Below are 23,266 nucleotides of genomic sequence, written 5' to 3'. Positions count from 1 at the left end.
CTCGGGCGTACAAAACGACTCGTTTGTCCTTCTTGGGTGCTCTGATGTAGCTGTCGAGGTCATACCTTCTCGCCCTACCGGATGGTGTACGTACTGCATGGATCCAGCCCTTCTGTTCCCATCGCCTCAAGGTGTGGAGACACACCCCAAAATAATCCGCCGCTTCTCTCGGTTTTACATACCTAGCCATACCAAGCAGCCATACTGAACATACTGGGCATTATTTTCAGTATAGTCCAGCATATCATTGACTAGAGTCATGCTCCCTTCCTGCAGCGCCGCCCGCCCCCCAGCCACCATCGGGTGAATCTTCTGGTTAGCTGACCTGTTGTACTTGGCCGACTGCCGCTTGCGTAAGCAGAAGAGGGAAAGACAGCACTCTGCACCGCTCCTGCAAGAGGGTGGCTGGGCGCTCTTTCAGCGTGGTTGGCCTACCAACCCTGTCGCTGGAAAAAGCTGGAATCCACAGCCATAGGTTTTGCCCTGCAATCAAGTCGATTCTTCCGGCAACAGACCCTTGGGATCCTCCGGCGGCGGCAGATGGGCCAGATCCCCACGGGATTCGCTCCCCAAAACTCGCGCCTGGATTCTCTTGATCACGACATAGAGCACCGGCACCACCAGCAGGCTGAGCAGGGTCGAGACGAACATACCGCCGATAACAGCCGTGCCCAGAGACTGGCGGCTGGCAGCCCCGGCGCCACTGGCCACGGCCAGCGGGAAAATCCCCAGGATCGTGCTCAGGGCCGTCATGAGGATGGCGCGGAAACGGGTCTCCGCCGCCTGGATCGCGGCCTTGACCAGCGGGATCCCCTGGGCAACCAGTTGGTTGGCAAACTCCACGATCAAGATCGAGTTCTTGCTGGCCAGACCGATCAACATCACCAGCCCCACCTGGCAAAAGATGTCGTTGGCCAGGCCCCGCAGCAGTTGGGCCGAGAGCGCCCCCAGAACCGCCAGCGGCACCGCCAGCAGAATGATCAAGGGATCCACATAGCTCTCAAATTGGGCCGCCAGCACCAGGAAGACGAACACCGACCCCAAAGCGAAGATCAGCGGCGCCTGTCCCCCCGACTCGATCTCTTCCAAGGACAGGCCCGACCACTCGAAGCCAAACCCCTGCGGCAGCAAGCGGGCAGCCAGACTTTCCATAGCCCGAATGGCTTGCCCTGAGCTGAAGCCCGGCAGCGGGCTGCCCTGGATCTCCGCCGAGCGGAAGAGGTTGAAGTGGTTGATGATTGCAGGGCCGGTGGTCTCCTCCACCTGAACCAGGGTGCTCAAGGGCAAAAGCTGCCCCTGCCCACTGCGCACGTAGAACTGGCCGATACGTTCGGGGCTGCCCCGGAAAGCCTGATCCGCCTGCACATAGACCCGGTAGTTGCGGTTGAACAGGTCGAAATCGTTGACATAGGTGCCCCCCAACAGGGTCTGCAGCGTGCCGAAGACCTCGGCCAGCGGGATCCCCAGCACCTGGGCCATGTCCCGATCCACCTTGACCTGCAACCGGGGGGAGTTGGCGTTGAAGGTGGGCGGGTTAATCCGCACGCCCAGGGGGGGTTGGCCCGGCGGGGGCGGCGCGTTGCCCACGAAGAAAAGCGTGTTGGCCGTCTGCTGCAGCAGGTTGAAATCGTTCACCCCCCGATCCTGGAGCTGGAAGGTGAACCCGCCCGTAACCCCCAAATCGGGAATGGCTGGCGGCAAAATCGGGATCACCAACGAGCGGCTGATCCCGCCCAAAAAGGGCCCGAACAGCCGGTTGACAATCGCCTGCGCCGATTGTTCCGGTCGCCGCCGCTCGTCCCAGGGCTTGAGGGTGGCGAAGATTAACCCGTTCCCCGGCGAGGGCCCGGTAAAGCTGAACCCCCCCACGATCACCTGGTTTTCGATTTCCGGGATCCCGTCCAAAATGGCGCTGGCCTGCCGGATGACCCGGTCGGTGTAATTGAGAGAAACCCCCGGCGGCCCCTGGATGATGGTGATGAAAAAGCCCTGATCCTCATCCGGCACAAACCCGGTCGGCACGACCTGGAACAGCCAGTAGGTGAGGCCCAGACAGGCGACAAACCCCGCCACCACCAGCAGCCGCAGCTTCACCACCAGCTCCAGGAACCGACGATAGGCGGCGCGGATCCCTTCCACGGCCCGGTCAAACCAGCGCAACAGCCAAAACATCTGCTCCGAACGGGGGCGGATCAGCAGCGCCGACAACGCCGGAGCCAGGGTAATGGCATTGAAGGTAGACAGCGAAACCGATACGGCAATGGTGACGGCAAACTGCCGGTAGATGCGGCCACTGGTGCCGGGAAAGAACGCGATTGGCACAAACAGGCCCAACAGCACCAGCGTCGTGGCGATCACCGCCCCCAGGACCTCGTTCATCCCCGCCGAGGCCCCCTGCAGAGGCCGCATGCCGCGGTCGCGGATGTAGCGGGAGATGTTCTCCACCACCACGATGGTGTCGTCCACCACCAGGCCGGTGGCCAAGGTGAGGCCGAACATGGTCAGGGTGTTGATGGAAAAGCCGAACAGGCGCACAAACGCAAACGTCCCCAGCAGCGCCACCGGGATCGTGACAGTGGGGATGAAAGTGATGCGCCAATCCTGCAAAAAGATAAACAGCACCAGCACCACCAGGACAATAGCCTGCAGCAGGGTGAAGATCACCTCCTGCACCGACTCCGTAATAAACAGCGTGGCGTCGAAGGCGATCTCGTAGATCAAGCCGGGCGGGAAGCTACGGGAGAGCTCCGCCAACGTCTGCCGCACCTGCCGCGACACCTCCAAGGCGTTGGCATCCGGCTGCTTGGTGATGGCGATCCCCACCGCCTCCTGGCCGCCGATGCGGAAGAACGTATCGTAACTTTGGGCCCCCAGCTCCACCCGACCCACGTCGGCAATGCGCACCAAGCTGCCGTCGGGGCTGGCTTTGAGCACAATTTGGGCAAACTCCTCCGGCTGCGACAGCCGCCCCGTGGCCTGGACGCTGATCTGAACCTCCTGATCCGGGGGGCTGGGCTGGCTGCCGATCTGTCCGGCAGGCACCTGGATGTTTTGCTGGCGCACGGCGTTCACCACATCCAGCGCCGTCAGCCCATAGCCGGCCAGCCGCGTCGGATCCAGCCAGATGCGCATGGCATAGGTGCGCTCCCCGAAGACGATGACATCGCTGACGCCGCGAATGCGCCGCAGGGCATCGCGCACGAACAGCTCGGCGTAGTTGCTCACAAACAGCTCGTCGTATTCCCCTGCCTCTGAGCGCAGCGCCACCACCTGCACAAAAGCGCTATCGCCGGCCTTTTCTACACTAAGGCCGTTTTGGATCACCTCTGCCGGCAGCCGCGCCTGCACCCGTGCCACCCGGTTTTGCACATCCACAGCCGCCGTGTCCAGATCCCGATCCGGGCTGAAAGTGACGGTGATCTGGCTGGTGCCGTTGCTGCTGCTCACCGAAGAGATGTAGCGGATGCCCTCGACGCCGTTGATCTCCTGCTCCAGCACATTGGTTACCGCCGTCTCCACCGTCTCGGCATCGGCTCCAGGGTAAACGGCGGTCACCCTCACCGCCGGCGGCGCCACCTGCGGGTAGTAGTCCACCGGCAATAGGGGAATGCTCACCGCTCCCACCAGCACAATGATGATGGAGCAGACGCTGGCAAAAACAGGACGGCGAATGAAAAAGTCGACAAACATAGGCCAGGGATCCGCGTAAGGAGTAGAAGGGGATGACCAAGTTGGGAAACCGCTCAAGAGGAGAAATCTAGGGCGGGGATCCAGGCGGTCTCCCCTCCCCTTGCATCCTCTGCTGCAAAAGCACCTCATCGACAATCGGGGCGCCATCGCGGATTTTTTGCAGGCCGCTCAGCACAATCGGCTCGTTGGCCTTCAGCCCCTCCAGCACCTCGTAGCTGTTGCCGTAGAGGGATCCCAGCCGCACCGGCCTTTGCACCGCCACCGCCCCGGGGGGCTTGCCCTCCTCAGGTGGCTCTGTCGTCTGCACCGTGTAGACAAAGGTTTGGGCGCCCAGACGGGCTACCGCCGTTGCCGGCACCAGCAAAGCTGGCCGCTCCTCCCAGAGGATGCGGGTTCGCACAAACTGGGCTGGTCGCACCAGCGGGCCGTAGGCCTTGCGCAACTGGCCGGCGGGGTTCTCCAGCAGGGCCTTGGCCAGCACCGATTGCGTGCTGGCATCGGCTTCAGGCGCGATGAAAGAGATTTGGCTGGTGCCGATCACCTCGCCGCGGCTGTCCAAGATCTGCACCGGTGTGCCGATGCGCAGGCGGGGGGCCTGCTGCAGCGGGATATTCAGGTTCAGCTCCAGCGCCTGGGTTTGGGTCAGGGTGGTCAAAACCGTCTGGGGCGTCACATAGTCCCCCTGCCGCACCAACACTTCCCCGACAATACCGGCAAAGGGAGCCGTGACCTGGAAAAACTGCAATTGCACCTGCTGCCGCTCCGCCTCGGCCCGGGCCCGCTCCACCTCCCGCTCTGCCCGCACAATGGCCGCCTCTTGGGCCCGGATCTGCTCCTGTTGCGCCGCCAAGGCCGCCTCCGCCTGGCGCAGATCGCGGCTGGACTGATCCACTTGCGCCTGGCTGATGGCCCCCTCGGCCAAGAGGCGCAGGTTGCGCTGGTGTTGATCCCGGGCGAACTCCGCCGCTGCCTCCAGCCGCAGGCGATCCGCCCGCAATTGGCTGAGCACGGCTCGGCTGCTCTCCAGGTTGGCCTGAGCCGCCGCGATCCCGGCCGCTTGGCCGGCCACCGCCGCCTGTTGTTGCCGGCTGTCGATGGCAAACAGAGGCGCCCCGGCAGAAACCTGGGATCCCAGCCGCACGAACACCTGGGTCACCTGGCCGCTCACCTGGGGCCGAATACTGGCCACCTGCTGGGATCCGAGGCTGGCGATGAACTCCGACGTCTCCTGAATGAGCCGTTCTTCCACGGCGCCGATGGCCACCGGTGTCGGCTGGCCTTCTCCACTCTCCATGCCGCGAGGGGGCCCGCCGGGCCGACAGGCAGCCAGGAGCAAAGAAAAACCCAACAGCGGCAGAACTGTTCGCAATCGCATCCTCAACCTGCTCCCCCAACGAGCACCCAAACAGAGGGATCCCCCATCTGCATTGGCTCAACCAACCAAGGTAATGAGCCTGTGCCTTCCTGTGCCTGTGCAAAAGCGCTGGCCATCCTTCCCAATCCAGAACTAAGTTGACACTCCCGCCGCCTGAAGGCGGGGGATTCTTACGCAGTCCACAGAAGGACCCGTAACGGCGTTGTCAAAGCGCCTCTAGACAGTTCCTTAAGGCAAAGCCCCAAGGTTCTGCTTACTTTCTTAAGCAGGTTGGCGGCAGCATTTGCCTCAGCGTTGACCAACCACCCCTTTGCCGTTTGGTACAGGCCCCGCTTGACACGCTTCCCAGAGGGTCTCCACCCGTCGGGTTTTTCACCATAATTAGGTAGCTCATCTCCATCTAGGAAGCTCGCCTGCGAACTGTACGCCTCCTCCGCCTCGATAAACTCAATGCCATAGTGCTGACATAATTCCGCAATACGCTCCTTTAACCAACCTGTTGGAATTAAAACAAAGTTTTGGTTATTGACCTTCCCTAAACCGCATTCTTGCTTTTGTTCTTTGTTCCAACCAAAGATGATTCTCCCAATCGAGTGGTGCAAACAGAAGTCAATGACCTTGCGCGCAGCTTTGTGAATTGCATCTCGCATCCTCCGGCTTCTTTTTTCCGTAATTCGCTCAAGTTTCTGCGACCAAAACCCCTGCGGCTTGTCAGTCTTAAGCCTAGCCACCTCCTTGTTGTACCACTGGTTAAAGGATTTGACTTTGCGTCCGTCAATGATGAAGCTATGCCCTAAGTTGCTAACGCACGTAAGCCAGTTGTTTACTCCGTGGTCAATTGCTAGTACCTTTTTTGGATCCAGCGATTGCGGTTGAGCGGGCTTAGCATAGATCCACTCCAAGTAGAACACCCCATGCCTGGGCAGAATTCTTAGCTCCTTAATATTTTTCCAATCTAAGTTGGTAGGAAATCGTATCCAGAAAGCGTCTATCCCAAACCAAGCTTTGACCTGGTTGCCGAGCGGCACTCTGACTCTTCCTTCTTGGAACTTAAGCCACTTCCTCGGGTATGCTACCGTGAACATTCCCTTCTTACGGTAGCGCGGTAGGTTTGGTCTTAAGCTAATCTCTTCTTGCAAGAAAAGTTTCAGCTTTGTCTTAAAACTACTTAGTGCCTCAGCTACAGACTTACACGTCTGTTGTGCGGCGGAAACATACATTGCGATAAAGTGCTTGTTTTTGGTTCTCACCATTTCAGCGCAAAGCTCACCATAGCTTGCCCATCGCTTTGTTTTGAAATAGACTTGTCGCGCATAGTACAAAGCGCAGTTGTACACCTTATTAGACTGTTGACACAAGTACTCTAATACGGGGAGTAGCTCCCTGTCCCTGACGAGAACCTGCTGACAGCCGTACCCCATACTTGTTGGTAAGTGGCATGATAACTGCAGTCTAACATAAGTAAGCAACAATGCGAGAGGGAAGCCAACGGTACAATCACTACAACCATGCTGTGGGGCTAGCGGTTGTTCGCCTCGTTTTTTGCCCAAAGAGAAGGAAAAAGGTCTTGGTAGGAGAAGTCAGGAACAGGTTGTTTGAGCTATGGCAGGAGCTGTCTAGCGAGAAGGGTTGGCATGTGAGAGCGATTGAAATAGCTCCAGACCATGTCCACCTGTTTCTTGAGATTAAGCCTACCGACCCAATTCATCTTGTGGTAAAAGCATTCAAAGGTAGAGCTTCCAAATATTTAAGGCAGAAGTTTCCTAACCTGCGAAAACTACCTAGCCTTTGGAGCAGAAGTTATTTTTTCTGTACTGCGGGGAATGCTAGCGCTGAGGTAATTCAAAACTATATCAATGACCCACATCATTGGTAAGCGACTAAAGTCGCTCTCGGGCTTTTCCGCCCCGCGCTAAAGTGCGAGGCTACCAAGCTATCCCTCTGTGTAGGCTTAGCCAAAAGCCCAGCTTCGGGATCCAGAGCCCCAACTGGCCGGACAACGGCCATCTTCGGCTAGACTGTTCCAAAGTTGTCGCGCAAGCAGCGGGTCTTTTGTTGCCTGGCGCGAAGGCGAGTTGCCGGGGTTAAAAAAGCTGACATGAGAACTGTGGCCGTAACCTGGTTTCGCCCACCGCAGCTTCAGCTTCGTCCTCAGCACTGGCTGTGGAGCTGCCTCGGGGCAGCAGCCATCACAGCCCTCACGGCGGCTGCCGCTTGGGCGCGGCCGGTGTTGGAAGTGCGCATGACCATGGGCTTGCCCATCAGCCCCAACTACTGGTACCTGGTGGCCCTCAGCCGGGCCGGCAGCCCCGGCCCCACCGCCAATCTGGTGGATCCCAATGTCCGCGTCGGGCCCAATGAGTATGCTTTTGTCCAGAACTGGGACTACCTGATCCGGGTTACCCCCCTCAACGAAGAGTCGGTCTTGCAGTCCACCATCCAGCGGTTTGGCGAGCCGGAGCGGGAGCTTGCCGTCGGCTTCAACCAGGTGCGGGTGGAGCGCCTCAGCCGCGACCGCGACACCCTCCGCTTGCAGATCGACATCTCCGAGCTAGAGGGCCTCGACGGGCGGGATCAGGATATCCAGGTGGCTCTCCTCACCGCCCGCGCCCCCTTCCGCGTCGCCCCCGAGGAAACCAACTTGGCCATTGACGCCACCCGCGGCGAGCTGCCCCACTACTACCGCCTCAGCCTCTCCAACCAGCGGCAGGTGGTCGTGGACGATCCCCAGCGCCAGGAGACGATGCGCCGCAGCCGAGAATTGATCCAACAAAGTGGCTCCGGGGCTGCCCTCAGCCGCGAGCTCATCGAGGGGGGAGCCTTGGAAATTTTGGCCGCCAACATCCTCACCTTTGAGCTGCGCCTGGTGGATCGCTAGGGATCCGCTCCCCTGCGCGCCCAAGGCGGGGCCCAGATTGCCGCCATTTCAAGCCCCTTCTGCGCCAAGAGAAGCTGGGCTGGGATCCAACATCACAAACAGAAACGACTCCAGCCCCGCCAGGTAGGTGAGCACCTGCTCCTGGGCCGCTTCCGGTTCTATCTGATGGGCTTGGGCCGCCTGCTCGATCAAGCTGGCCACCGCCACTGGCCCCTGCAAGAGGGATCCCAGCCAGGCCATCTGGGGAGCCGGAATGGCGAGGCGGCCGCGGCTGGCCCCCGGCCAGTTCATAGTAAACTCCAGCTTCTTTTCGTAGGCCTGGGCGAAGTTGCGGCGAAATTCGGCATTGTCCATCAGGATGGGGTTGAGCTGCACCCTGCCCTCCAGCCAGTCGGCGTCGCTCCAGGGCAAGACCAGGGAAGAGCCGGGGTGCTCGGCCCAAAAGTCGATCAGGCGGTGGTCGGGGTAGATCAGCTCGTAGAAGTGGTTTTGCTCGGCGGGAGAGAGCTTGTCCAGCTCCGCCTCTAGCCAAGCCGGCATGGCTCTGTCTTTAAACAGCAGCGCCGGATCCCAGTCGGCGTAGTCCACCAGGCAAACCAAGCCCAGCTCTGCCTCTTGGAGCATGCGCATCAAGTCTGGGATTAAAAACCCCTTGTCGCCGGGCAAGAGGTAGTTGGCGCGGATGTTGGTGTCGTCGCTGTAGATCTGGGGATCCCAGTGCAGGGAGACCCGCAGCTCGTCAGAGGCCAGGCTGGCCATGAACTCCCGCACCCGCTGGCAGGCTTCGGGCGTGGGCAGATCAAACAACCCCAGCAGCCGGAACGCCTCCTGCATGCGCAAGATCACCTGCCGCTGGTAGGCGTGGTGCAGGTTGGCCCGCAGGATGCCGTCCGGGTTGAGCACCCGCTTGAGCGCCTTCAAGCCCGCCACCGGATCCTCGAGCAAATAGAGCACGTCGTTGAGGCTGATGAAGTCAAACTGCTGCCCCAGTTGTTCAATTTCCAGCAGGTCGAGGGCGTACAGCTCCACCTCTCCGAAGCCGTGGTAGCGCAGGCGTCGCTCCGTCCCCCGCACCGACTCCGGCGAGAGGTCGCAGGCCACCAGCCGTGCCCCCGGGTTGGCCTCCGCCAAGATCAAGGTCTCCCAGCCGGAGCCACAGCCGACATTGAGGATGGCGATCCCCTCGCTGGGCAGGATGGCGCGGGTGCGGGCGTATTGGGCCGTCGTCCAGCTTGAGCGGTATAGGCTGCCGATGGCGTTGCGCCCTGAGGCCTCAACGGGCACGTTGGGATAGGGCAGTTCCTCGTAGACTTGCCGCAAAGACTCGGTCGTGCTGCCGGCCATGGGATCCGCTCCAAGAAGCTGCTCCCTATGCTACTGCCCCAGGAAGGCCGCAATAGCGCCGGCAATGGCCTCATTGCCCCCGCGATCCAGCTCCTCCGGCGCCTGGGGTGGGTGAGGGGGATCCCGCAGGAAGTCCCAGGATCCCGCAAAGAACTCTTCCGGCGAGAGGATGCGGTGCCATCCGTAGCGCCGCAATCCCTCCACCAACAGGGGCGACTCGGCAAACCCCGACCGGTTGACACAGGCCATGGGCGTGCCACAGCGCAGCGCCTCTGCCAAGGTGCCATAGCCCGGCTTGGACACCACCCAACGGCAGAGGGGCATGACATCCACCGGCCGCCACACCTGGCCGTCTAGAATCTGCAAGTTGGGCAGAGCAGGAGCCTTTGGGTCGAAGGTGAGAAACTGCCAGTCGGGAAAATCCGCCAGCCGCTCGTAAGGCAAGCCCTGCAACCCCAGCCCGCCAAAGGTTAACAAAACCGTGGGCCGCTCCCGCTCCAGCCCCAGGCGCCGGGCCACCTCCTCTCCTGAGTAGCGCGGATCCGACCCCGTCAGCCCCACTGCCTCTTGGTGAGGGAAGGCGGCCATAGGCTCGGCAAAGGGCAGGCGAAACAGCCGCTGGCAGCGCCCGTACAGCTCGCGGATCCAGGCCACCAAGGGCTGAAACTGGGGGCCGTAGTCTTGGTAGATAAAATCCCAGCCGAAGTTGCTGGCCATCCAGCAGGGGATCCCGGCGGCCTCGGCAATGGCGGTGGCGATGGGGGGCACATCCGCCAGGATCAACGGCACCCCCTGGCTGCGAATGAACTCGGCCTCCTCCCGGATGAGGTCGGCAGCCCCCGCTTGAAACGCCTTGAGAGCAGCCAGCGTGGCCGGCAGATCCGCCTGCAAGCCATCCGGCTGCACCACCCCCACATCCAAACCCCGCGGCCGGTGCACAAACTCCCCTTCCCCGTAGCGCTGCAGCAGCCAGGCGGGGGCCGGCGTCACCCAAATGGGCAGGATCTGCGCATCCTGCCGCCGCAAAGTGTTCACCACCGCCGCCAGCCGGGTGACGTGCCCAAACCCGTGGGCCGTTGCCGCTACATAGAGAGGAATGGGATTCACCGCCATAGCCTTAAGAAAGAACAGGCTGAGGTTTTTCCCGCCGGGATCCCCAGAGGTTGCCGGCCAAGATAAGTCCCAGGCCCAGCACCGATCCCGGCGCGATCGGCTCCCGCAACAGCACCCCAATCAGCCCCAGCGACAAGAATGGCGTTACATAGACCCAATTGGCCAGGGATCCGCGCTCGTGGGCCAGCTCCAGGGCCCGCAGCCAAAACACAAAAGTCAACCCCATCTCCGCCAAGCCGATGTAGGCTGCCCAGGCCAGCCCCGCCATTGTCCACCTCAGCTCCTGAAACGGCAAGAGCAGCAGGCAGTAGAAGCTGCCGAAGACAAACCCCATGAACAGCTTCAGCACCGCGTCCCGTCCATCCCGCACATTGAGCAGCCAGTAGAGGGCCCAAATGGCAGCGCTGCCCACCGCCAGCCCCACCCCCCAGGGATCCTCCACCTGCCAGGTGTCCCAGGATCCCCCCGTGGCCACCAGCACCGCCCCCACTAGGCTCATGCCCAAAGCCAGCAGCAGCCGCCCGCGCAGGCGCTCCCCCAACAGCGGCGCCGCCAAGAGAGCCAGCAGCAGCGGCCAGGTGTAATTCAAAGCCAGCGCCGCCTGGGCCGAGAGGCGATCATAGGCCTGGAACAGCACCCCGTAGTAGCCAAGCGGGTTAAGTAGCCCCTGCAGCGCCGACAAGGCAATCTGGGATCGCTTCTGCTGGCGGACAAGATGCGCCCGCCCTGTAGCCACCAGAACCATCCCCAAGATCAGGCAGGAGCTGCACGCGGAAAAAATTAGCAAAAGCGTTGGCGCAAGGTGTTGCAGGCCAAACTTAAAGGCGCTGGCCGCCGTGGCCCAGCCCAAGATAGCTGCCGCCAGGTAGGCATAAGCCCGCCAGGGATCCCTGCCCATCAAAAGCGGTCCAGATCCCTGTCGTCCGCCTTTGGCCTAGCTCCGGTGGAAAGGCCCAGCCGCGGCGCCACCACCCAGGCGTAGAGCAGATAGCCCAGCCCCGCCACCACTGCCCACCTGAGAACGGTGCCGAAAACCCGGAAGAACAGCCCGACCAGAAGAATACAGCCCAGAATGGCGAAGACCGTCACCAGTGGACGCCCCCAAGTCTCAACCCAAGCTCGGACGGCACTTTTCCCCTGAGACGCAACGGATGTTCCTGGATCCCCAGAGGCCGCCGCCGCTTGCTCCAGTTCACGCTCAAGCTGTTTCAGCCGTTCTTGTTCTGAGAAAGAGAGATCGGACATAGAGAGCAGTCTCCAGCGGTGTCACCTCCATCTTACGAGCTGCTCCCGAAGATGGGCAGACTAAGCCCGCGCCGAAGGGATCTCCTGAACCATAGCCCGGAACAGATCCAAAGCCGGGCCAGGGCGACGGTTAGGACGCGGAGCCGGGATCTCGTTGGGCACAAACGGCTTCTCAACCACCACCTTGGGCTTGGCAGGCGTAGCCGTTGCCGCAGGGCTAGAGGACTGGGTTGGAGCGGATTGGGCAGGCGCCGGACGAAAAGGGCCGGTAACAAAATCCACGAGGCCGCCGAAGAGAATGCCAAAGAAGGAAAAAAGACCGCCGAACAGCTTTTTGAGGATGCCCATATAAGAGTTTGCCGATGTCGTAAAGTTCTGCAACTGGCCATTCATTATTGTTAAGAACGGGCAGCTTGGCTATAGGTAGATATGCTTTTTTCGACTCAGGGATCCCATACCTGCCTGCCGGTGGCATCAAACCGCCGCAGCGGCAGGGCCAACTCCAGCTCCTGCAGCTCCAGCGGCTCCGAGAAGCGCCGGCTGCGCCCCAGCTCAAAGCCATCCGCTGCCGCCGGATTCACCGCGTAGCCGATATCCGCCATGGCTCCCACCGTGAGGATGCTCAAGGGGTTGGGCACCCCCCGGTCGAGGCGGCTGGTCATCAGCTCGCGGCCCAAGACGCTCTCCCGCCAATGGGCATCGCGGGATCCCTCCCCAAACTGATTCTCTAAAGGAACAGAAGGGGCGTTCCCCCCCAATGTGATAAAAGCGTCAACTGCCCGCGGGCCGATAAAGCGGGGGTCATAGCCCGGCGGCGTCGGCTGATCCCGCCTCACCAACCCTACCGTCAGCCCCTTGGGATCCCAGACGCTGGGCAAAAAGCCAAGCGCATGGCCCAACTCGTGCAGGGCAGTAATGGGCAGATCCCCCCGCTCTTCCAAAGCCGAGAGGTTTTGGCTGTTGAAGAGCACAATTGAATAGAACGGCAAGCCATTCGAGGCCCGCACAAAGCAAGGAGCCGCCCCCCCCAAAACCCGCTCGTTGCCTAGGTCTCTCGCCCTCACCTCTACCAACAGATCGTCAATGGGGAAATTGAGCGGCGTGCTGGGAAATCCCCGATTGCATGCGTCGGCCTGAATAGAGGTGGGGGGCAAATCTGGCTGGTCCCCGACAATGATCTGCTGCCATCTCAAGGCCGCGCTGCGGACAATGGCTTGCTGACTGGGAGTGAGGCTGTTGTCGGGAAAGCGAAGGTCGATCGTGAACTGGGGAACAGAGGTAGGCGTCAGCGAAGGCAGAACAGTCGGGGTAGGGGTGAGGACGACAGCTGGAGTAGAGGTGGGAACGATGGTTGGAATGGGAGTAGGAATGACACTTACCGAAGAGGAACCACCACTTCCCCCGCAAGCCTTGAGCGCCAGCAGCAAGAGCATCGCCACCAGGGATCCGATCGGGCGCAAGCTCCACGTTCTGCCGCCAAGCTTCCGAAAATCCTTCACACTGCCTCCCAACCCAAAAGCCCCACAGCCCAGACAGATCATACCGGTTGCCTCCATTTGCCGAGCAGGATTGGCCCTGGGCTCTGCCACCCATACCCATTCTCAATGGGCGATGTCTAGGAGGCTGGGGAAACCTCTGTGGATCCTCATGAACAAAAACTGGGGCCTGAATGACACAGCAAGGATAGCTTGGTAGCCCCGTATTTTAGTGCGGCGAGGAAAAGCCCGTAAGCAAGTTGCTCGCCAATGGTGTGATTGTTGATGAGGCGTGCCCTTCCTAGGCAAGCACCCAAAACGGTGAAAAACCCGAGTAGGGGCAAGCGCCCAGGAGATGTCTCAGCTAACTTGCTAAGTAGGCAGAACTTTGGGGCTTTGCCCCAAGGAACTGTCTAGAAGCGTCTTGACAGCCCCCTTGCGAGTCCGTTCCTGGACTGCGTAAGAATCCCCTGCCTTTAGGCAGTGGGAGTGTGAATAATAACAGTCACCTCAAGAGTGAGCGAAGATGGGCCTGGCGGCACGTTTTTTTGAGCCCTTTCAATCCAGCAGGTCGGAAGAACCGTCTTCCTCTTCTAGGCTCCAACCCGCCCCCAAAGCGTCCGCTGCTGCCGCCCGCAACGCCTGAGTGTCCGCCCACAACTGCGCAGGATCCGATAGCGGATCCGACAAAGGCACCAAACGCAAGATGCGGCTCTCCTGAACCAGATCGATCACCACACTGGGCCGTTCCCCCTCCAGGCCTGCCACCTCCGAGGGGGAGGGATCCCGCAAGCAGGCGTAGTCAAAGCTGTTTAGGTTGAGATAAAGGCTGCGATTGGCCACCAAGGTAGCCGCCGTTGCATCCTGAAACACCTCCATCACATAGCCCTCCCCCTGCTTTCGTACCCGACCATCGACAATATCGAAGTAGCGAACCCGCCCCAGATCCGCCAGAAGACGGTAAATATCCCGCTTATTAACCAAAATTCCGCTATCTACGATACAGGGGGCACAAGGACGAGTGTCTGTCATGGAGTAGTCGGTCTTGGGGAGCAAGCGGATCGACAACAGGCAAGAAGCAATTAGAAGTAATGCTCAACAACAGCTAGCAACCATCGCAAATCCTCTAGAAAATAGCAACCCCCCACAAGTCTAAGACTTGGGCAAACAAAACCAGAGAACCTCAGGCAATCAAGACGAGAAAAAGTCAACAGCCCTACAAACTTAAGCCATTGCAGTACAGCCCTTTGCTTTGCTCCAAAAAGCCTCTAGCCTGCTTCTCGGAAACTCAGTTCTGGCCTCCCTCGAATGTACCACAGCTTTCCAAAAAGGGGCACCGATCCCTCCCAGGTAAAGGACAAGGGAAACTGGTCAATAGCCAGCAGATTTTCATCTGTATATTGTGGGAAAATAGGTGATTAAAGGGTTTGAGACACTAGATATTGTAGGTAAGGGTGAGGACGGGCCATCGCGACCGAACCTCTGCCCTAGGATGGATCTTGGCTACCCTTTTGATTTACTTGTCCAGATCGTCTGTCATCGATGACGAAAGCTTGCCAACAGCCTGTTGGGCCGCACCACCCACCGCTTGACCAACTTGGGGGCCGAGAGGGGTAGCCTCAGTTAGACGAGTTCTGCTTAGAACATCCAAGAGGCTCTATTAGGTTTAAAGTGAGGAGTAACCCGACAAAGAGTGAGGCTCGACCATGACGCTGGCTCAGGAGGCAACCGCCCAAATCCCCGCCTTTTGCGAAGGGATCCGCTACTTTGGCGATCCCTGGCCGGAATTCGACCGCCTGGGTCAGGAGCCTGCAGTGGATGCTGCCACCGGCAAGCTGCGGGATCCGGGCAGTCGCATGGCCGCCTACCAAACCCTGCTCTATGCCGATGCGCTGCGCTATCTCACGCTGCAGATGACCGCCAGCAAAGCCTCGGGCCACCCGGGCGGCTTTGCCAGCCAAGCGGAAGCCTACGCCGCTTTGGTGTACTTGGGCCAAAAGAACATCCCTACCGAGGTGGGCCACCACGCGCCCGGCTTCTATGCCGCCATGTTCTTGGATGGATCGCTGGCGGAGATGGGCATCCACACTGTCTCCGACTTGCAGGCCCGCTTTCGGGAACGGGAAGGGCTGCTGGGTCACCTCTCTGGCTACATCCCCGGCCTGCTAGCGCCAGCAGGGCCCCTCGGGCAGGGGCAGCACTTTGCTATGGCCGCCGCCTTGCTCTACCCGGATCGGCTCTTCCCCGTCACCATCGGCGATGGGGGCCTGGGGGAGCCCTACGTGATGAGCTCCATGATCCACTTTCACACCGCCTTCCCGCAGCGCACCAACTTCCTGCCGGTGCTGGTCTGGAACGGCTACAGCCAAGAGCACCACAGCATGATCTCTACCTTCACCAACGCTCAGATGGCCGAGTACTGGCGGGGCAACGGCTTTGAGGAAGTGGTGCTGGTGGATGCCAAAGACTTCGACGATGCCCAACAGCCTGGCCCCTACGTGGATAGCACCCAATTTTCCCTGGAAGCCCGCTTGGCCTTTGTCCAAAGAGTGCTGGTAGAGATGGAACGGGCCATCCAGTGCGCTCTAGGCGGCCACCTGACGGTTTTCATCCTCAAGCAACTGAAGGGGGCAGGCGTGCACGCCAAGGGATCCAAATCCCACAACCTCTACGCCCACCACACCTTGGATCACCCCGACATCGTGGCCGCTCTGGAGGCACGGGCCCTGCACCCAGCCGCTTGGGCTCTGGTGCGCCAAAATTGTGAACGGGCTGCTGGCGGGCCGGCAGCCAAGGTGGTGGTAACCGAATTCGTCCGCCCTCTGCCGCCCTTGGGATCCCTCAACTTAACCGAGTTCTCCCTCGGCGATAAGCAGGTTTCCACCACTGCCATCGGCGCCCTGGTGCTACAGGTGGGGCAGAAAGACCCCGACTTTCTGGTGGCCAACGCTGACGGCAATGAGGCCTCTGGCCTTGCCAATGTCAACCAGGGCCTGAAAGTGATCCACCCCACGGCGGATCCCCTCTACAACCAACAGCCCCAAGGGCAGGTCTACGAACCCCTTAGCGAAGATGCTTGTGCCGGCCTGACGGCAGGCCTGGCGCTCTTTGGCGGGCGCTCCCTGTGGTGTTCTTACGAATCCTTTGCCGTCAACGGCCTGCCCATCTGGCAGACGGTGACCCAGGCGATGGCCGAGCTGCGCCGCCCCACCCCTTCCGCCATTGCTCTCTACACCGCCGGAGCCCTGGAACAAGGCCGCAACGGCTGGACCCACCAACGCCCGGAAATTGAAGCCTACCTGGCGGCCATGATGCGCAACGGCAACATCTTCCCCCTCTTTCCCCCCGACGCCAACTGCGCCCAAGCCGCCTACGAGTGGGCCTTGTCTACCTACAACAAAGGGATCCCGATCTTTGCCAGCAAAACCCCCCTGCCCATCCGCACCACCCTGGAACAGGCTCGCCAAGCAGTAGAGCAGGGCTGCACCGTGCTGCAGGAAGTGCCCGGATCCCGCACCGTGGTCTTTGCCGTGGTGGGAGATATGATCCTCCTGCCCGTCTTTGCCGCCGCTGAACAGCTCAAGGCCCAGGGGATCGGCAGCAAAATTGTCTCTGTGGTCAACCCCCGCCGCCTCTATCGCCCCGGCGATATAGCCTGGTCTACCTGTGCCCAACCCGATGGGGAGTTCATGTCTGACCAGGAGTTTGCCGCCTGGTTTGCCGGCGAAGCCCTTATCGGCGTGACCGGCGGATCCAGCCTGATGTTGGAGCCCCTGTTGCTGCGCTACACTGGCCCGCGCGACATCTTTGCCTGGAAACGCGGCGAAACCACCGCCACCCCTACTGAGCTCATGGACTACAACGGCCTGACAGCCCAGGCGCTGGCAGAGAGGGCAAAGCAATTGCTAGGCTAAGGGCGAGCTTTTAGCTTGGTTAGCATTGTCCACCTTATTTTTTCCTATGACTGAGGCTAGCTATCTCCGAGAGAAGCTTGAGAGTATATCTCCCACCGAGAGGGTAGAGCGAATTGTTGTCCAACGCTTTGCTGTTCCTCTCCTGCAGGCGCTTGGCTTTGACGAGTCGGAAATTAGAGAAGAATTCGAGACAGGTTGCGGCCAGGTCGATCTCGCAGCAAGAAAGAACGTAGATCCTGAAGATATTTTCTTGAGATCCCCGAAGAATCCCTACTTGCTTTTGGAGGCAAAATCTAGAGCAGTTAATCTCAGAGAAGGATCTTACTATAGAGATGCAGTTTGTCAGATAGAAAGTTACTTGCTTGCCAAGAACTGCAAATCTGCAAAATGGGGAATTATCACCAATGCAAATAACATCCAGCTTTGGAGGAAGCACGGAAAAGTCGTCCACCCCGCTACAGCAAACCTTGATATTAGCTCAGATAACATTGAGAGCATAGTGCGTAACTTGCGAGACAAGATAGAAAACTATGAGCGCGCTCTGACTGTATGCATGTATAACAATAAAGGGGGCGTAGGCAAAACAACGACGGTCATTAACCTTGCGGCAACACTAGCAACCAAGAGAAAAAAGGTCTTAGTTGTTGACTTTGATTCTCAGGGTGATCTGACAAGAAGTTTGGAAGCCACTCCTGGAAAAATTACACTGACGCAATGTTTAAAGGATCCCAAAATAGACGTCCATGCCATTGTCCAAACATATAAACTCAAGGGATTTTCCATCTTCGACATTATCCCAAGAGACCCTGAACTAGAGACGTTGACTGATAGCCGGGCAGTAGCATATATCCCAAAGGGAACTCGGCGCCTTCGCGATCTCATTGCTCCTCTTCGCAATGAGTATGATTACATCCTAATCGACTGCCCAACTCAATGGCTTTACTTCAGCCAAAGTGGTGTTTTTGCTGCCGATGTTATTTTGATACCTACCCGCCCCGACGATCTGTCTTCCCTGAATAATGCTGCTAGAGTAATCACCAGCTTTGTTCCAGAAACTGCTAGGTCACGACAGGATGGTGGCCCTATTGCTTTGCCTACCTTTTTCAACGGCGTCTCTTCGGGAAGTGAATACACTATTAGACTAGCTCACGAAGAGATACAGAAGCTTATCAACCAGGAGAAAAGTGTAGATCTACGTCCATATTTCTGGCCGCATTTTAAGAAAGGTAATGAAAACAAAAGCATTTTTAGGATACCTGACTATGCAGTGATATCCTCTGCAAAGTTTGCTCGAATTCCTGCCGTCTTTAAGGACAGGAGAGTTTTAGAATACTACCAGAGTCTTGCCCGTGAGTACTTTATCGATGAGTGAGTTTTCAGATCTAGGTAGGTTGGTTAACTTACCCCTTGAGAGCATTACGCCCGCCGATGGGTTTTCTGCTCCCTCCTTCCTTGTTGCCGCAGCCGCAGATCAGCTAAGGGCGACAGGAGGACACAACTGGGTTCCTCTGCTGGTGGTCGAGGCTGGCAACTATCAGTACAAGGCCATTGGTAACCATTTTGTCTATGCAGTTGCTCGAGAGGCGGGGCTGGAGAGGCTCTGGTGCATTGTTGTCGATCCCGACCCAGAGCAGGTTAAGCAGGCCCAAATCCTCACCAGAGAAATTGTCCCAAAGGTGAATCTGACAGAGGCCCCGAGAGAAACTATCTTGGCCGCGTTGAGATACCTGGCCGAGCAGCCCGGCACCCCCCTTAAGGGAGTTGATATAACCATTGCAGCCGCGCGAATTGCGGAGGCAGATAGGAGCTGGTGGCAGGACTTAACCCCCATAACCAAGCTGGGGTGCAAAATTACACGAGGCAAAAAGTTGGAGGCCCTGAAAGAAGTATTTTTTCTAGCTCCTACAGCGCCACCTCCTAGCCAGAAGAAGTCGTCTAAAAAATCCACAGCATCTGCCAGGGCCAAGAAAACAAGCGCAACTCGCTCTCGGAAAAAGAAAGAGGGCTAGAAGGGCGGCAGAGCAAGACCAGCTTTACTCTTCTCTTAGTACCGCTGTTCTCCTACCCAAAGGCCCACCAGCGCTGCCTGGCCCCAGGGATCCACCTTCACCTCTGCTCGCAGGGTTTCTGGGTTGCGGCGGATCTCTAGTTCCAGAACATCTCCCAGCGCTTCCGAAATGAAAAACTCTTCGATCCCAAACCTAAGCTGCCACCCATCGAACCAACCTTGCAGGGCGACCTCCGCAGGCTGCAGATCCTTGGGTCGGTCGCGGCTGATGCCGATGGCCTGCCAGGGTTGAGCGGGATCCCCGGCAGGAGGAGCCAAGCACAGGTAGAGGATCCCTGGCTTAGCGAGCTCAGGGGACCAGCCGGGCAGTTTCTCTAGGGTGGAAAGCTGGGCAACGGTGTAGCTCAAAGCTACGTAGCGGCCCCGCAAGGGGTCATAGGGATCCAGAGGAGCAATCTGCAAGTAGATCGGGGAGCCAGTGGCAAGGGTAAGCGCCTTCCGAGCTGGCACCAGCCCAACCAGGCCCACCTGCAGCACCAGGGCCAGCCAAAACAGGGATCCCTTAAGAAAAGGAGGCGACATTGCCAGCCGACGAGAGCAACTTCCTGCACAAAGATGCTATCCTAGTTAAGCATCTTCCCGGCTCAGTAGCTCAGCGGTAGAGCAGGGGACTCATAAGCCCTGGGTCGCGTGTTCAAATCACGCCTGAGCCATCCTTCCTAAGGCTCTGGTTACAGCTTGTGGAGGACAGTTAAGCTGGAGCTCCGGCTTTTGCTCTCAGGTTGCAAGAGGCGGCACTTCCAAGGGCGAGCAAAGCCCCTTGAGCTATTCCGATCCCGGATAAAAGCCGAGATCCATTACCTGCTCAAGCGTGTAGGGACACTCGGCGGGCAGATCCTCTTCCGAGAGCGGCGTTTCTTTCACCACCAACAGGATCCCGTCTTGGTAAGCCTCTGGCAGAGCTGCCAAAAGCTCAGGCTTTAGGCTAGGACTCTCTTTGAGCAATTGCTGGATTTGGCGACGTTGTTCGCTAATAGTTGCCCGCCAACTTTTGCCGCGAAGCTGGAGCTGGAACTGCCCCTTGAGGAGGTGTCCCGGCAGGATCCCCAAGCGATTGACCAATTCGCGGCGCTCTTGCCTGCCCAAAGCCTCGATTTCCTCTGCCAGATGGCCCGCTCGCTCCGAGAGGCAGGGTTTCGCTTTGAGCAGTTGGAACAATTCTACATGCCTAGCCAACCAAAGTGGTTCGGCTACACCTACTGGGGTATAGCCTCCCCTGAGCCGGAGGGGGGATCCCAGGCGGGTTAGCCGCTTCTAAAGCCCGACCTTGCCTTTCTCAGGGCTAGTCACAGAACTGCAGCCGGGATTGCGGCTGTCGCATGGCCGGATCCAGCTCGCAGATCAGCTCGAAGTTGATCACCCGCCAGCGCTGCGGCGAGCCACCGGCTCCTTCAGGAAGCTGGGAGCTGAAGCTAACCGGCAGGCCGTAGAGGCGGGGTGGGCCGGGGCGCCGCTGGGATCCCTGCTCCAGGTAGGGGGTGAGCAAAGAGCGGTAGCGCTCGGCCACGATCACCTGCGTGGCCCGCATCCCCTGCATGCGCAGGCGATCCAGCTCTTCGTGAATCTCGAAGCGGATCCCATCGGCATGGGTGTGCTGGCGGTACCAGCGGCCTTCCCAGAGGCGCCAACGCCGCCCTGATTGCAGGTGAACCAGCTCCTCTTGCTCGGGATCTGCCTCAAAGGCGCCGTGGCGATGGCAGAGGTAGGTATCGGTCAGGGTAAGGGCCGCAATCGTCTGCCGACAGTGGGGGCATTGAATGCTGGGGCCAAAGATGGGATAGGAGAAAGCAACGGTCATAGGAAACCCCACAGAATGCGGCTGGGTGTCTGGGCAAATCCGCGGCTGTCCACATTAATTATAGGTGTGGCCTTTTGCAGATCTGGCTCACGCGGATCCCTCTGGCCAAATCCGACAAAGTATTCTAAGATCATAGCCAGGGAAAAGCCTGCCCAAAGCCCCCCGCGACGGCAGGTAGATTCCCAAGGATCTCCGCAATGATAACGGGGAGTGGGTAGCGCCCACTTCTTTGCTTTTTTAGGGGGAAGATGCCCCCGCTGCCGGCTCCAGCTTCGCTGGGCTGGGATCTGGCCGTTACACCGAGTTGGCGATGAGTTGGCTATGGTTCACCCTCTGATCCCGCAGTTGGAGAGTCTGGCCCGTCCCTTGGCCGCTCGACTGGGGTACGAGTTGGTACAGATGGTTTTTCACACCAACCAGTATCCGCCGGTGCTGCGGGTGGATATCCGTCCGCTGGATCCGGAGCAGGAAACCAGCCACGCCGATTGCGAAGCTATGAGCCAGGCCTTGGAAGTGGAGCTGGATCGAGTGGATCTGATCCCCGGCCATTATGTGCTGGAGGTCTCCAGCCCCGGCATCAGCAACCTCCTCATCAGCGACCGCGACTTTGTGGTTTTCAAAGGGTTTGCGGTGGAGGTGACGGTGGATCCCCCCTACAAGGGCAAAGCTGTCTGGTCAGGGCATCTGCTGGGTCGGGATGAGGAGAAAGTTGCCCTATCCCTCAAGGGACGGCGCGTGCAGTTGCCCCGCGCCTCGGTGCAGCGGGTTGTCCTCTCAGAGGCGGAAACCGAGTAGAGGAATGGGGATAGAGAGGACGTTCGAGCGCGAAGTGTGTTGCCCTGTCTTCGCGTCGGAGCTGCCTGCTGTGCGGCGATGCATTTCCCGTCAGGATTGCGGAGCAACAGTGATAGCAGTTTCATCCCAGCTTAAGTTGCATTAGGAGGACAACAGCTTATGTCGATGGTGCCTCTGCCCGGTTTGGCAGAAATGGTGGAGATGATCTCGCGGGAGCGCAACTTGCCCCGCCATGCGGTCACCAACGCCTTGCGGGAGGCGCTGCTCAAGGGCTACGAACGCTACCGCAAAACCATTCAGCGAGATGTCGTCTTTGAAGAAGACCACTTCCGCAACTTCGATGTGGAGCTGGATGTGGAGGCAGGGGGCTTTCGCATTTTGGCCACCAAAACCATTGTCGAGGAGGTACGGGATCCAGATCACGAGATCTCCCTGTACGACGTGCAGCAGGACTACCCGGAAGCCGAAGTTGGCTGGGAAGTAACCAATGACGTCACTCCCCAACAGGCGGAGTTTGGCCGCATGGCGGCCATCCAAACCAAGCAGGTGCTGGCCCAGAAGTTGCGTGACCAGCAGCGCCGCCTGATTCAAGAAGAGTTCCGCGACCTGGAAAATACCGTGTTGCAGGCACGGGTGCTGCGCACGGAGCGGCAGACGGTGATCATGGCGGTATCCAGCGGTTTTGGGCAGCCGGAGGTGGAAGCCGAACTGCCCAAGAAGGAGCAGTTGGCCAGCGATCGCTACACCCCCAACGCGGTGATGAAGGTCTACCTCAAAAAGGTATACGAGGGATCCCGGCGGGGGCCGCAGCTTTTGGTTTCTCGGGCCGACGCCGGCTTGGTGGTGAACCTGTTCGCCAACGAGGTGCCGGAGATCGAAGAGGACATTGTGCGCATCGTGGCGGTGGCGCGGGAGGCCAACCCGCCTTCCCGCAACGTGGGGCCGCGCACCAAGATTGCCGTCGATACCGTGGAGCGGGACGTGGATCCGGTGGGGGCCTGTATTGGGGCAAGGGGATCCCGGATTCAGGCGGTGGTGGCAGAGCTGCGCAACGAGAAGATCGACGTCATCCGCTGGTCGCCGGATCCGGCCACCTACATCGCCAACGCCCTCAGCCCGGCCAAGGTGGTGGAGGTGCGGTTGGTGGATCCGGAGATCCAACAGGCCCATGTGCTGGTGACCAGCGACCAGCTCAGCCTGGCCATCGGCAAAGAGGGGCAAAATGTGCGCCTGGCCGCTCGCCTCACTGGCTGGAAAATTGACATCAAGGAAGTGGAGAGCTACCGGGCAGCGCTGGAGGAGGCGCAAGCGCAGGGGCTGCCGTATCCCTTCATCACGCCGGCGGCTTTGGAGCGCTTCCGGCGGCGGGAAGAGCGAGCCGCTTTGGGGCTGGACGAGGAGTACCCAGAGAAGCTTCGCCTAGAGGAGGAGCTGGAAGAGGACGATAGGCTGGAGGAAGACTGGGTCGAGGAAGACGAGGACTTCGACTACGACGCCGAGTTCGACATCGCCCAGCCCAAGGCCTAGAGCCGAGGGGCCTCGGCAGTCGGTAAACTGAGGTAAAGACCCTT

Annotated in this window: 22 protein-coding genes and 1 tRNA gene; 9 read left to right on the top strand and 14 right to left on the bottom strand. The window is 59.5% G+C overall.

The features are described from left to right. The 4 genes from SYN60AY4M2_RS05710 to SYN60AY4M2_RS05695 form a co-directional block, all read right to left on the bottom strand. On the bottom strand, window positions 1-190 hold a 190-nt coding region (locus SYN60AY4M2_RS05710), incomplete at its 3' end, for a helix-turn-helix domain-containing protein (protein WP_143597031.1). 299 nt (window positions 191-489) lie between these two features. Next, window positions 490-3,690, bottom strand: coding sequence for a multidrug efflux RND transporter permease subunit (locus SYN60AY4M2_RS05705; protein WP_099812482.1), 3,201 nt, complete (start codon window positions 3,688-3,690; stop codon window positions 490-492). Between the two features lie 67 nt (window positions 3,691-3,757). Then, window positions 3,758-5,065: an efflux RND transporter periplasmic adaptor subunit gene (locus SYN60AY4M2_RS05700; protein ID WP_099812481.1), complete on the bottom strand. Its 1,308-nt coding sequence runs from the start codon at window positions 5,063-5,065 to the stop codon at window positions 3,758-3,760. A gap of 170 nt (window positions 5,066-5,235) precedes the next feature. After that, entirely contained in the window at window positions 5,236-6,486 is a 1,251-nt protein-coding gene (locus tag SYN60AY4M2_RS05695; protein ID WP_099812480.1) for an RNA-guided endonuclease TnpB family protein, read from the bottom strand. A gap of 50 nt (window positions 6,487-6,536) precedes the next feature. On the opposite strand from SYN60AY4M2_RS05695, the gene tnpA reads away from it, so the two are divergent. Both tnpA and SYN60AY4M2_RS05685 read left to right on the top strand, forming a co-directional pair. Beyond that, the gene (gene tnpA / locus SYN60AY4M2_RS05690) at window positions 6,537-6,941 is read left to right on the top strand and encodes an IS200/IS605-like element ISSoc6 family transposase (protein ID WP_011429345.1); all 405 of its coding nucleotides are present in this window, start codon (window positions 6,537-6,539) and stop codon (window positions 6,939-6,941) included. 222 nt (window positions 6,942-7,163) lie between these two features. Continuing rightward, complete coding sequence (locus SYN60AY4M2_RS05685; RefSeq protein ID WP_099812479.1) at window positions 7,164-7,943, top strand: hypothetical protein; 780 nt, start codon at window positions 7,164-7,166, stop codon at window positions 7,941-7,943. Window positions 7,944-7,991: 48 nt separating this feature from the next. On the opposite strand, the gene SYN60AY4M2_RS05680 is transcribed toward SYN60AY4M2_RS05685, so the two are convergent. The 7 genes from SYN60AY4M2_RS05680 to SYN60AY4M2_RS05650 all read right to left on the bottom strand — a co-directional run bounded on the left by SYN60AY4M2_RS05680 (window position 7,992) and on the right by SYN60AY4M2_RS05650 (window position 14,104). Further along, entirely contained in the window at window positions 7,992-9,287 is a 1,296-nt protein-coding gene (locus SYN60AY4M2_RS05680; protein ID WP_099812478.1) for a class I SAM-dependent methyltransferase, read from the bottom strand. 30 nt (window positions 9,288-9,317) lie between these two features. Then, a complete protein-coding gene (locus tag SYN60AY4M2_RS05675) occupies window positions 9,318-10,400 on the bottom strand; it encodes a glycosyl transferase (protein WP_099812477.1) in 1,083 nt (360 codons plus the stop codon). A gap of 4 nt (window positions 10,401-10,404) precedes the next feature. Continuing rightward, window positions 10,405-11,298, bottom strand: coding sequence for a DMT family transporter (locus SYN60AY4M2_RS05670; RefSeq protein ID WP_011429349.1), 894 nt, complete (start codon window positions 11,296-11,298; stop codon window positions 10,405-10,407). Beyond that, a complete protein-coding gene (locus SYN60AY4M2_RS05665) occupies window positions 11,298-11,645 on the bottom strand; it encodes a hypothetical protein (protein ID WP_099812476.1) in 348 nt (115 codons plus the stop codon). Before SYN60AY4M2_RS05665 ends, SYN60AY4M2_RS05670 begins: the two co-directional genes overlap by 1 nt. Window positions 11,646-11,705: 60 nt before the next feature. After that, on the bottom strand, window positions 11,706-11,993 hold the full coding sequence (locus tag SYN60AY4M2_RS05660) for a hypothetical protein (RefSeq protein ID WP_240527745.1): 288 nt from the start codon (window positions 11,991-11,993) through the stop codon (window positions 11,706-11,708). 95 nt (window positions 11,994-12,088) lie between these two features. After that, window positions 12,089-13,144, bottom strand: a complete 1,056-nt coding sequence (locus tag SYN60AY4M2_RS05655; protein WP_240527744.1) for a leishmanolysin — start codon at window positions 13,142-13,144, stop codon at window positions 12,089-12,091. Between the two features lie 534 nt (window positions 13,145-13,678). After that, entirely contained in the window at window positions 13,679-14,104 is a 426-nt protein-coding gene (locus tag SYN60AY4M2_RS05650) for a hypothetical protein (RefSeq protein WP_228375410.1), read from the bottom strand. Window positions 14,105-14,826: 722 nt separating this feature from the next. Between SYN60AY4M2_RS05650 and SYN60AY4M2_RS05645 the strand changes: the two genes are divergently transcribed. Genes SYN60AY4M2_RS05645 through SYN60AY4M2_RS05635 form a run of 3 tightly spaced genes read left to right on the top strand, consistent with a single transcriptional unit; the run spans window position 14,827 to window position 19,043 of the window. After that, entirely contained in the window at window positions 14,827-17,034 is a 2,208-nt protein-coding gene (locus SYN60AY4M2_RS05645) for a transketolase (protein ID WP_099812473.1), read from the top strand. 46 nt (window positions 17,035-17,080) lie between these two features. Then, window positions 17,081-18,406 carry an AAA family ATPase gene (locus SYN60AY4M2_RS05640; RefSeq protein WP_099812472.1) on the top strand — a complete coding sequence of 442 codons (1,326 nt, stop codon included), beginning with the start codon at window positions 17,081-17,083 and terminating at the stop codon, window positions 18,404-18,406. Continuing rightward, window positions 18,399-19,043: a hypothetical protein gene (locus SYN60AY4M2_RS05635; RefSeq protein ID WP_011429357.1), complete on the top strand. Its 645-nt coding sequence runs from the start codon at window positions 18,399-18,401 to the stop codon at window positions 19,041-19,043. Before SYN60AY4M2_RS05640 ends, SYN60AY4M2_RS05635 begins: the two co-directional genes overlap by 8 nt. Window positions 19,044-19,078: 35 nt before the next feature. Here the strand turns inward: SYN60AY4M2_RS05635 and SYN60AY4M2_RS05630 are convergent, their stop codons facing one another. Continuing rightward, window positions 19,079-19,624, bottom strand: a complete 546-nt coding sequence (locus SYN60AY4M2_RS05630; RefSeq protein ID WP_099812471.1) for a GDYXXLXY domain-containing protein — start codon at window positions 19,622-19,624, stop codon at window positions 19,079-19,081. A gap of 59 nt (window positions 19,625-19,683) precedes the next feature. On the opposite strand from SYN60AY4M2_RS05630, the gene SYN60AY4M2_RS05625 reads away from it, so the two are divergent. Continuing rightward, a tRNA-Met gene (locus SYN60AY4M2_RS05625) sits at window positions 19,684-19,755 on the top strand. Between the two features lie 112 nt (window positions 19,756-19,867). Here SYN60AY4M2_RS05625 and SYN60AY4M2_RS05620 read toward each other — a convergent pair. Further along, window positions 19,868-20,260, bottom strand: a complete 393-nt coding sequence (locus SYN60AY4M2_RS05620; protein WP_049749706.1) for a DUF29 domain-containing protein — start codon at window positions 20,258-20,260, stop codon at window positions 19,868-19,870. On the opposite strand from SYN60AY4M2_RS05620, the gene SYN60AY4M2_RS14055 reads away from it, so the two are divergent. Further along, complete coding sequence (locus SYN60AY4M2_RS14055; RefSeq protein WP_168173307.1) at window positions 20,210-20,350, top strand: hypothetical protein; 141 nt, start codon at window positions 20,210-20,212, stop codon at window positions 20,348-20,350. The genes SYN60AY4M2_RS05620 and SYN60AY4M2_RS14055 overlap by 51 nt on opposite strands. A gap of 34 nt (window positions 20,351-20,384) precedes the next feature. On the opposite strand, the gene SYN60AY4M2_RS05615 is transcribed toward SYN60AY4M2_RS14055, so the two are convergent. Continuing rightward, window positions 20,385-20,900 (bottom strand): TIGR02652 family protein, encoded by a 516-nt coding sequence (locus SYN60AY4M2_RS05615; RefSeq protein WP_011429361.1) that lies wholly within the window; start codon window positions 20,898-20,900, stop codon window positions 20,385-20,387. 321 nt (window positions 20,901-21,221) lie between these two features. Between SYN60AY4M2_RS05615 and rimP the strand changes: the two genes are divergently transcribed. Further along, complete coding sequence (rimP, locus tag SYN60AY4M2_RS05610; RefSeq protein WP_099812470.1) at window positions 21,222-21,695, top strand: ribosome maturation factor RimP; 474 nt, start codon at window positions 21,222-21,224, stop codon at window positions 21,693-21,695. Window positions 21,696-21,854: 159 nt separating this feature from the next. After that, a complete protein-coding gene (gene nusA, locus SYN60AY4M2_RS05605) occupies window positions 21,855-23,222 on the top strand; it encodes a transcription termination factor NusA (RefSeq protein ID WP_011429364.1) in 1,368 nt (455 codons plus the stop codon). Window positions 23,223-23,266: the final 44 nt, after the last annotated feature.

Source organism: Synechococcus sp. 60AY4M2, from assembly GCF_002760375.1.
Classification (GTDB): domain Bacteria; phylum Cyanobacteriota; class Cyanobacteriia; order Thermostichales; family Thermostichaceae; genus Thermostichus.
The sequence above is the reverse complement of the archived record's forward strand: the minus strand, read 5'-3'. Positions and strand labels throughout refer to the sequence as shown.

Coding starts and splice junctions, on each gene's coding strand:
- SYN60AY4M2_RS05645 (WP_099812473.1), top strand. CDS start 14,827: ATGACGCTGGCTCAGGAGGCAACCGCCCAAATCCCCGCCTTTTGCGAA.
- SYN60AY4M2_RS05680 (WP_099812478.1), bottom strand. CDS start 9,287: ATGGCCGGCAGCACGACCGAGTCTTTGCGGCAAGTCTACGAGGAACTG.
- SYN60AY4M2_RS14055 (WP_168173307.1), top strand. CDS start 20,210: ATGGCCCGCTCGCTCCGAGAGGCAGGGTTTCGCTTTGAGCAGTTGGAA.
- SYN60AY4M2_RS05660 (WP_240527745.1), bottom strand. CDS start 11,993: ATGGGCATCCTCAAAAAGCTGTTCGGCGGTCTTTTTTCCTTCTTTGGC.
- SYN60AY4M2_RS05630 (WP_099812471.1), bottom strand. CDS start 19,624: ATGTCGCCTCCTTTTCTTAAGGGATCCCTGTTTTGGCTGGCCCTGGTG.
- tnpA (WP_011429345.1), top strand. CDS start 6,537: ATGCGAGAGGGAAGCCAACGGTACAATCACTACAACCATGCTGTGGGG.
- rimP (WP_099812470.1), top strand. CDS start 21,222: ATGGTTCACCCTCTGATCCCGCAGTTGGAGAGTCTGGCCCGTCCCTTG.
- SYN60AY4M2_RS05695 (WP_099812480.1), bottom strand. CDS start 6,486: ATGGGGTACGGCTGTCAGCAGGTTCTCGTCAGGGACAGGGAGCTACTC.
- SYN60AY4M2_RS05615 (WP_011429361.1), bottom strand. CDS start 20,900: ATGACCGTTGCTTTCTCCTATCCCATCTTTGGCCCCAGCATTCAATGC.
- SYN60AY4M2_RS05700 (WP_099812481.1), bottom strand. CDS start 5,065: ATGCGATTGCGAACAGTTCTGCCGCTGTTGGGTTTTTCTTTGCTCCTG.
- SYN60AY4M2_RS05670 (WP_011429349.1), bottom strand. CDS start 11,298: ATGGGCAGGGATCCCTGGCGGGCTTATGCCTACCTGGCGGCAGCTATC.
- SYN60AY4M2_RS05675 (WP_099812477.1), bottom strand. CDS start 10,400: ATGGCGGTGAATCCCATTCCTCTCTATGTAGCGGCAACGGCCCACGGG.
- SYN60AY4M2_RS05665 (WP_099812476.1), bottom strand. CDS start 11,645: ATGTCCGATCTCTCTTTCTCAGAACAAGAACGGCTGAAACAGCTTGAG.
- nusA (WP_011429364.1), top strand. CDS start 21,855: ATGTCGATGGTGCCTCTGCCCGGTTTGGCAGAAATGGTGGAGATGATC.
- SYN60AY4M2_RS05635 (WP_011429357.1), top strand. CDS start 18,399: ATGAGTGAGTTTTCAGATCTAGGTAGGTTGGTTAACTTACCCCTTGAG.
- SYN60AY4M2_RS05685 (WP_099812479.1), top strand. CDS start 7,164: ATGAGAACTGTGGCCGTAACCTGGTTTCGCCCACCGCAGCTTCAGCTT.
- SYN60AY4M2_RS05705 (WP_099812482.1), bottom strand. CDS start 3,690: ATGTTTGTCGACTTTTTCATTCGCCGTCCTGTTTTTGCCAGCGTCTGC.
- SYN60AY4M2_RS05640 (WP_099812472.1), top strand. CDS start 17,081: ATGACTGAGGCTAGCTATCTCCGAGAGAAGCTTGAGAGTATATCTCCC.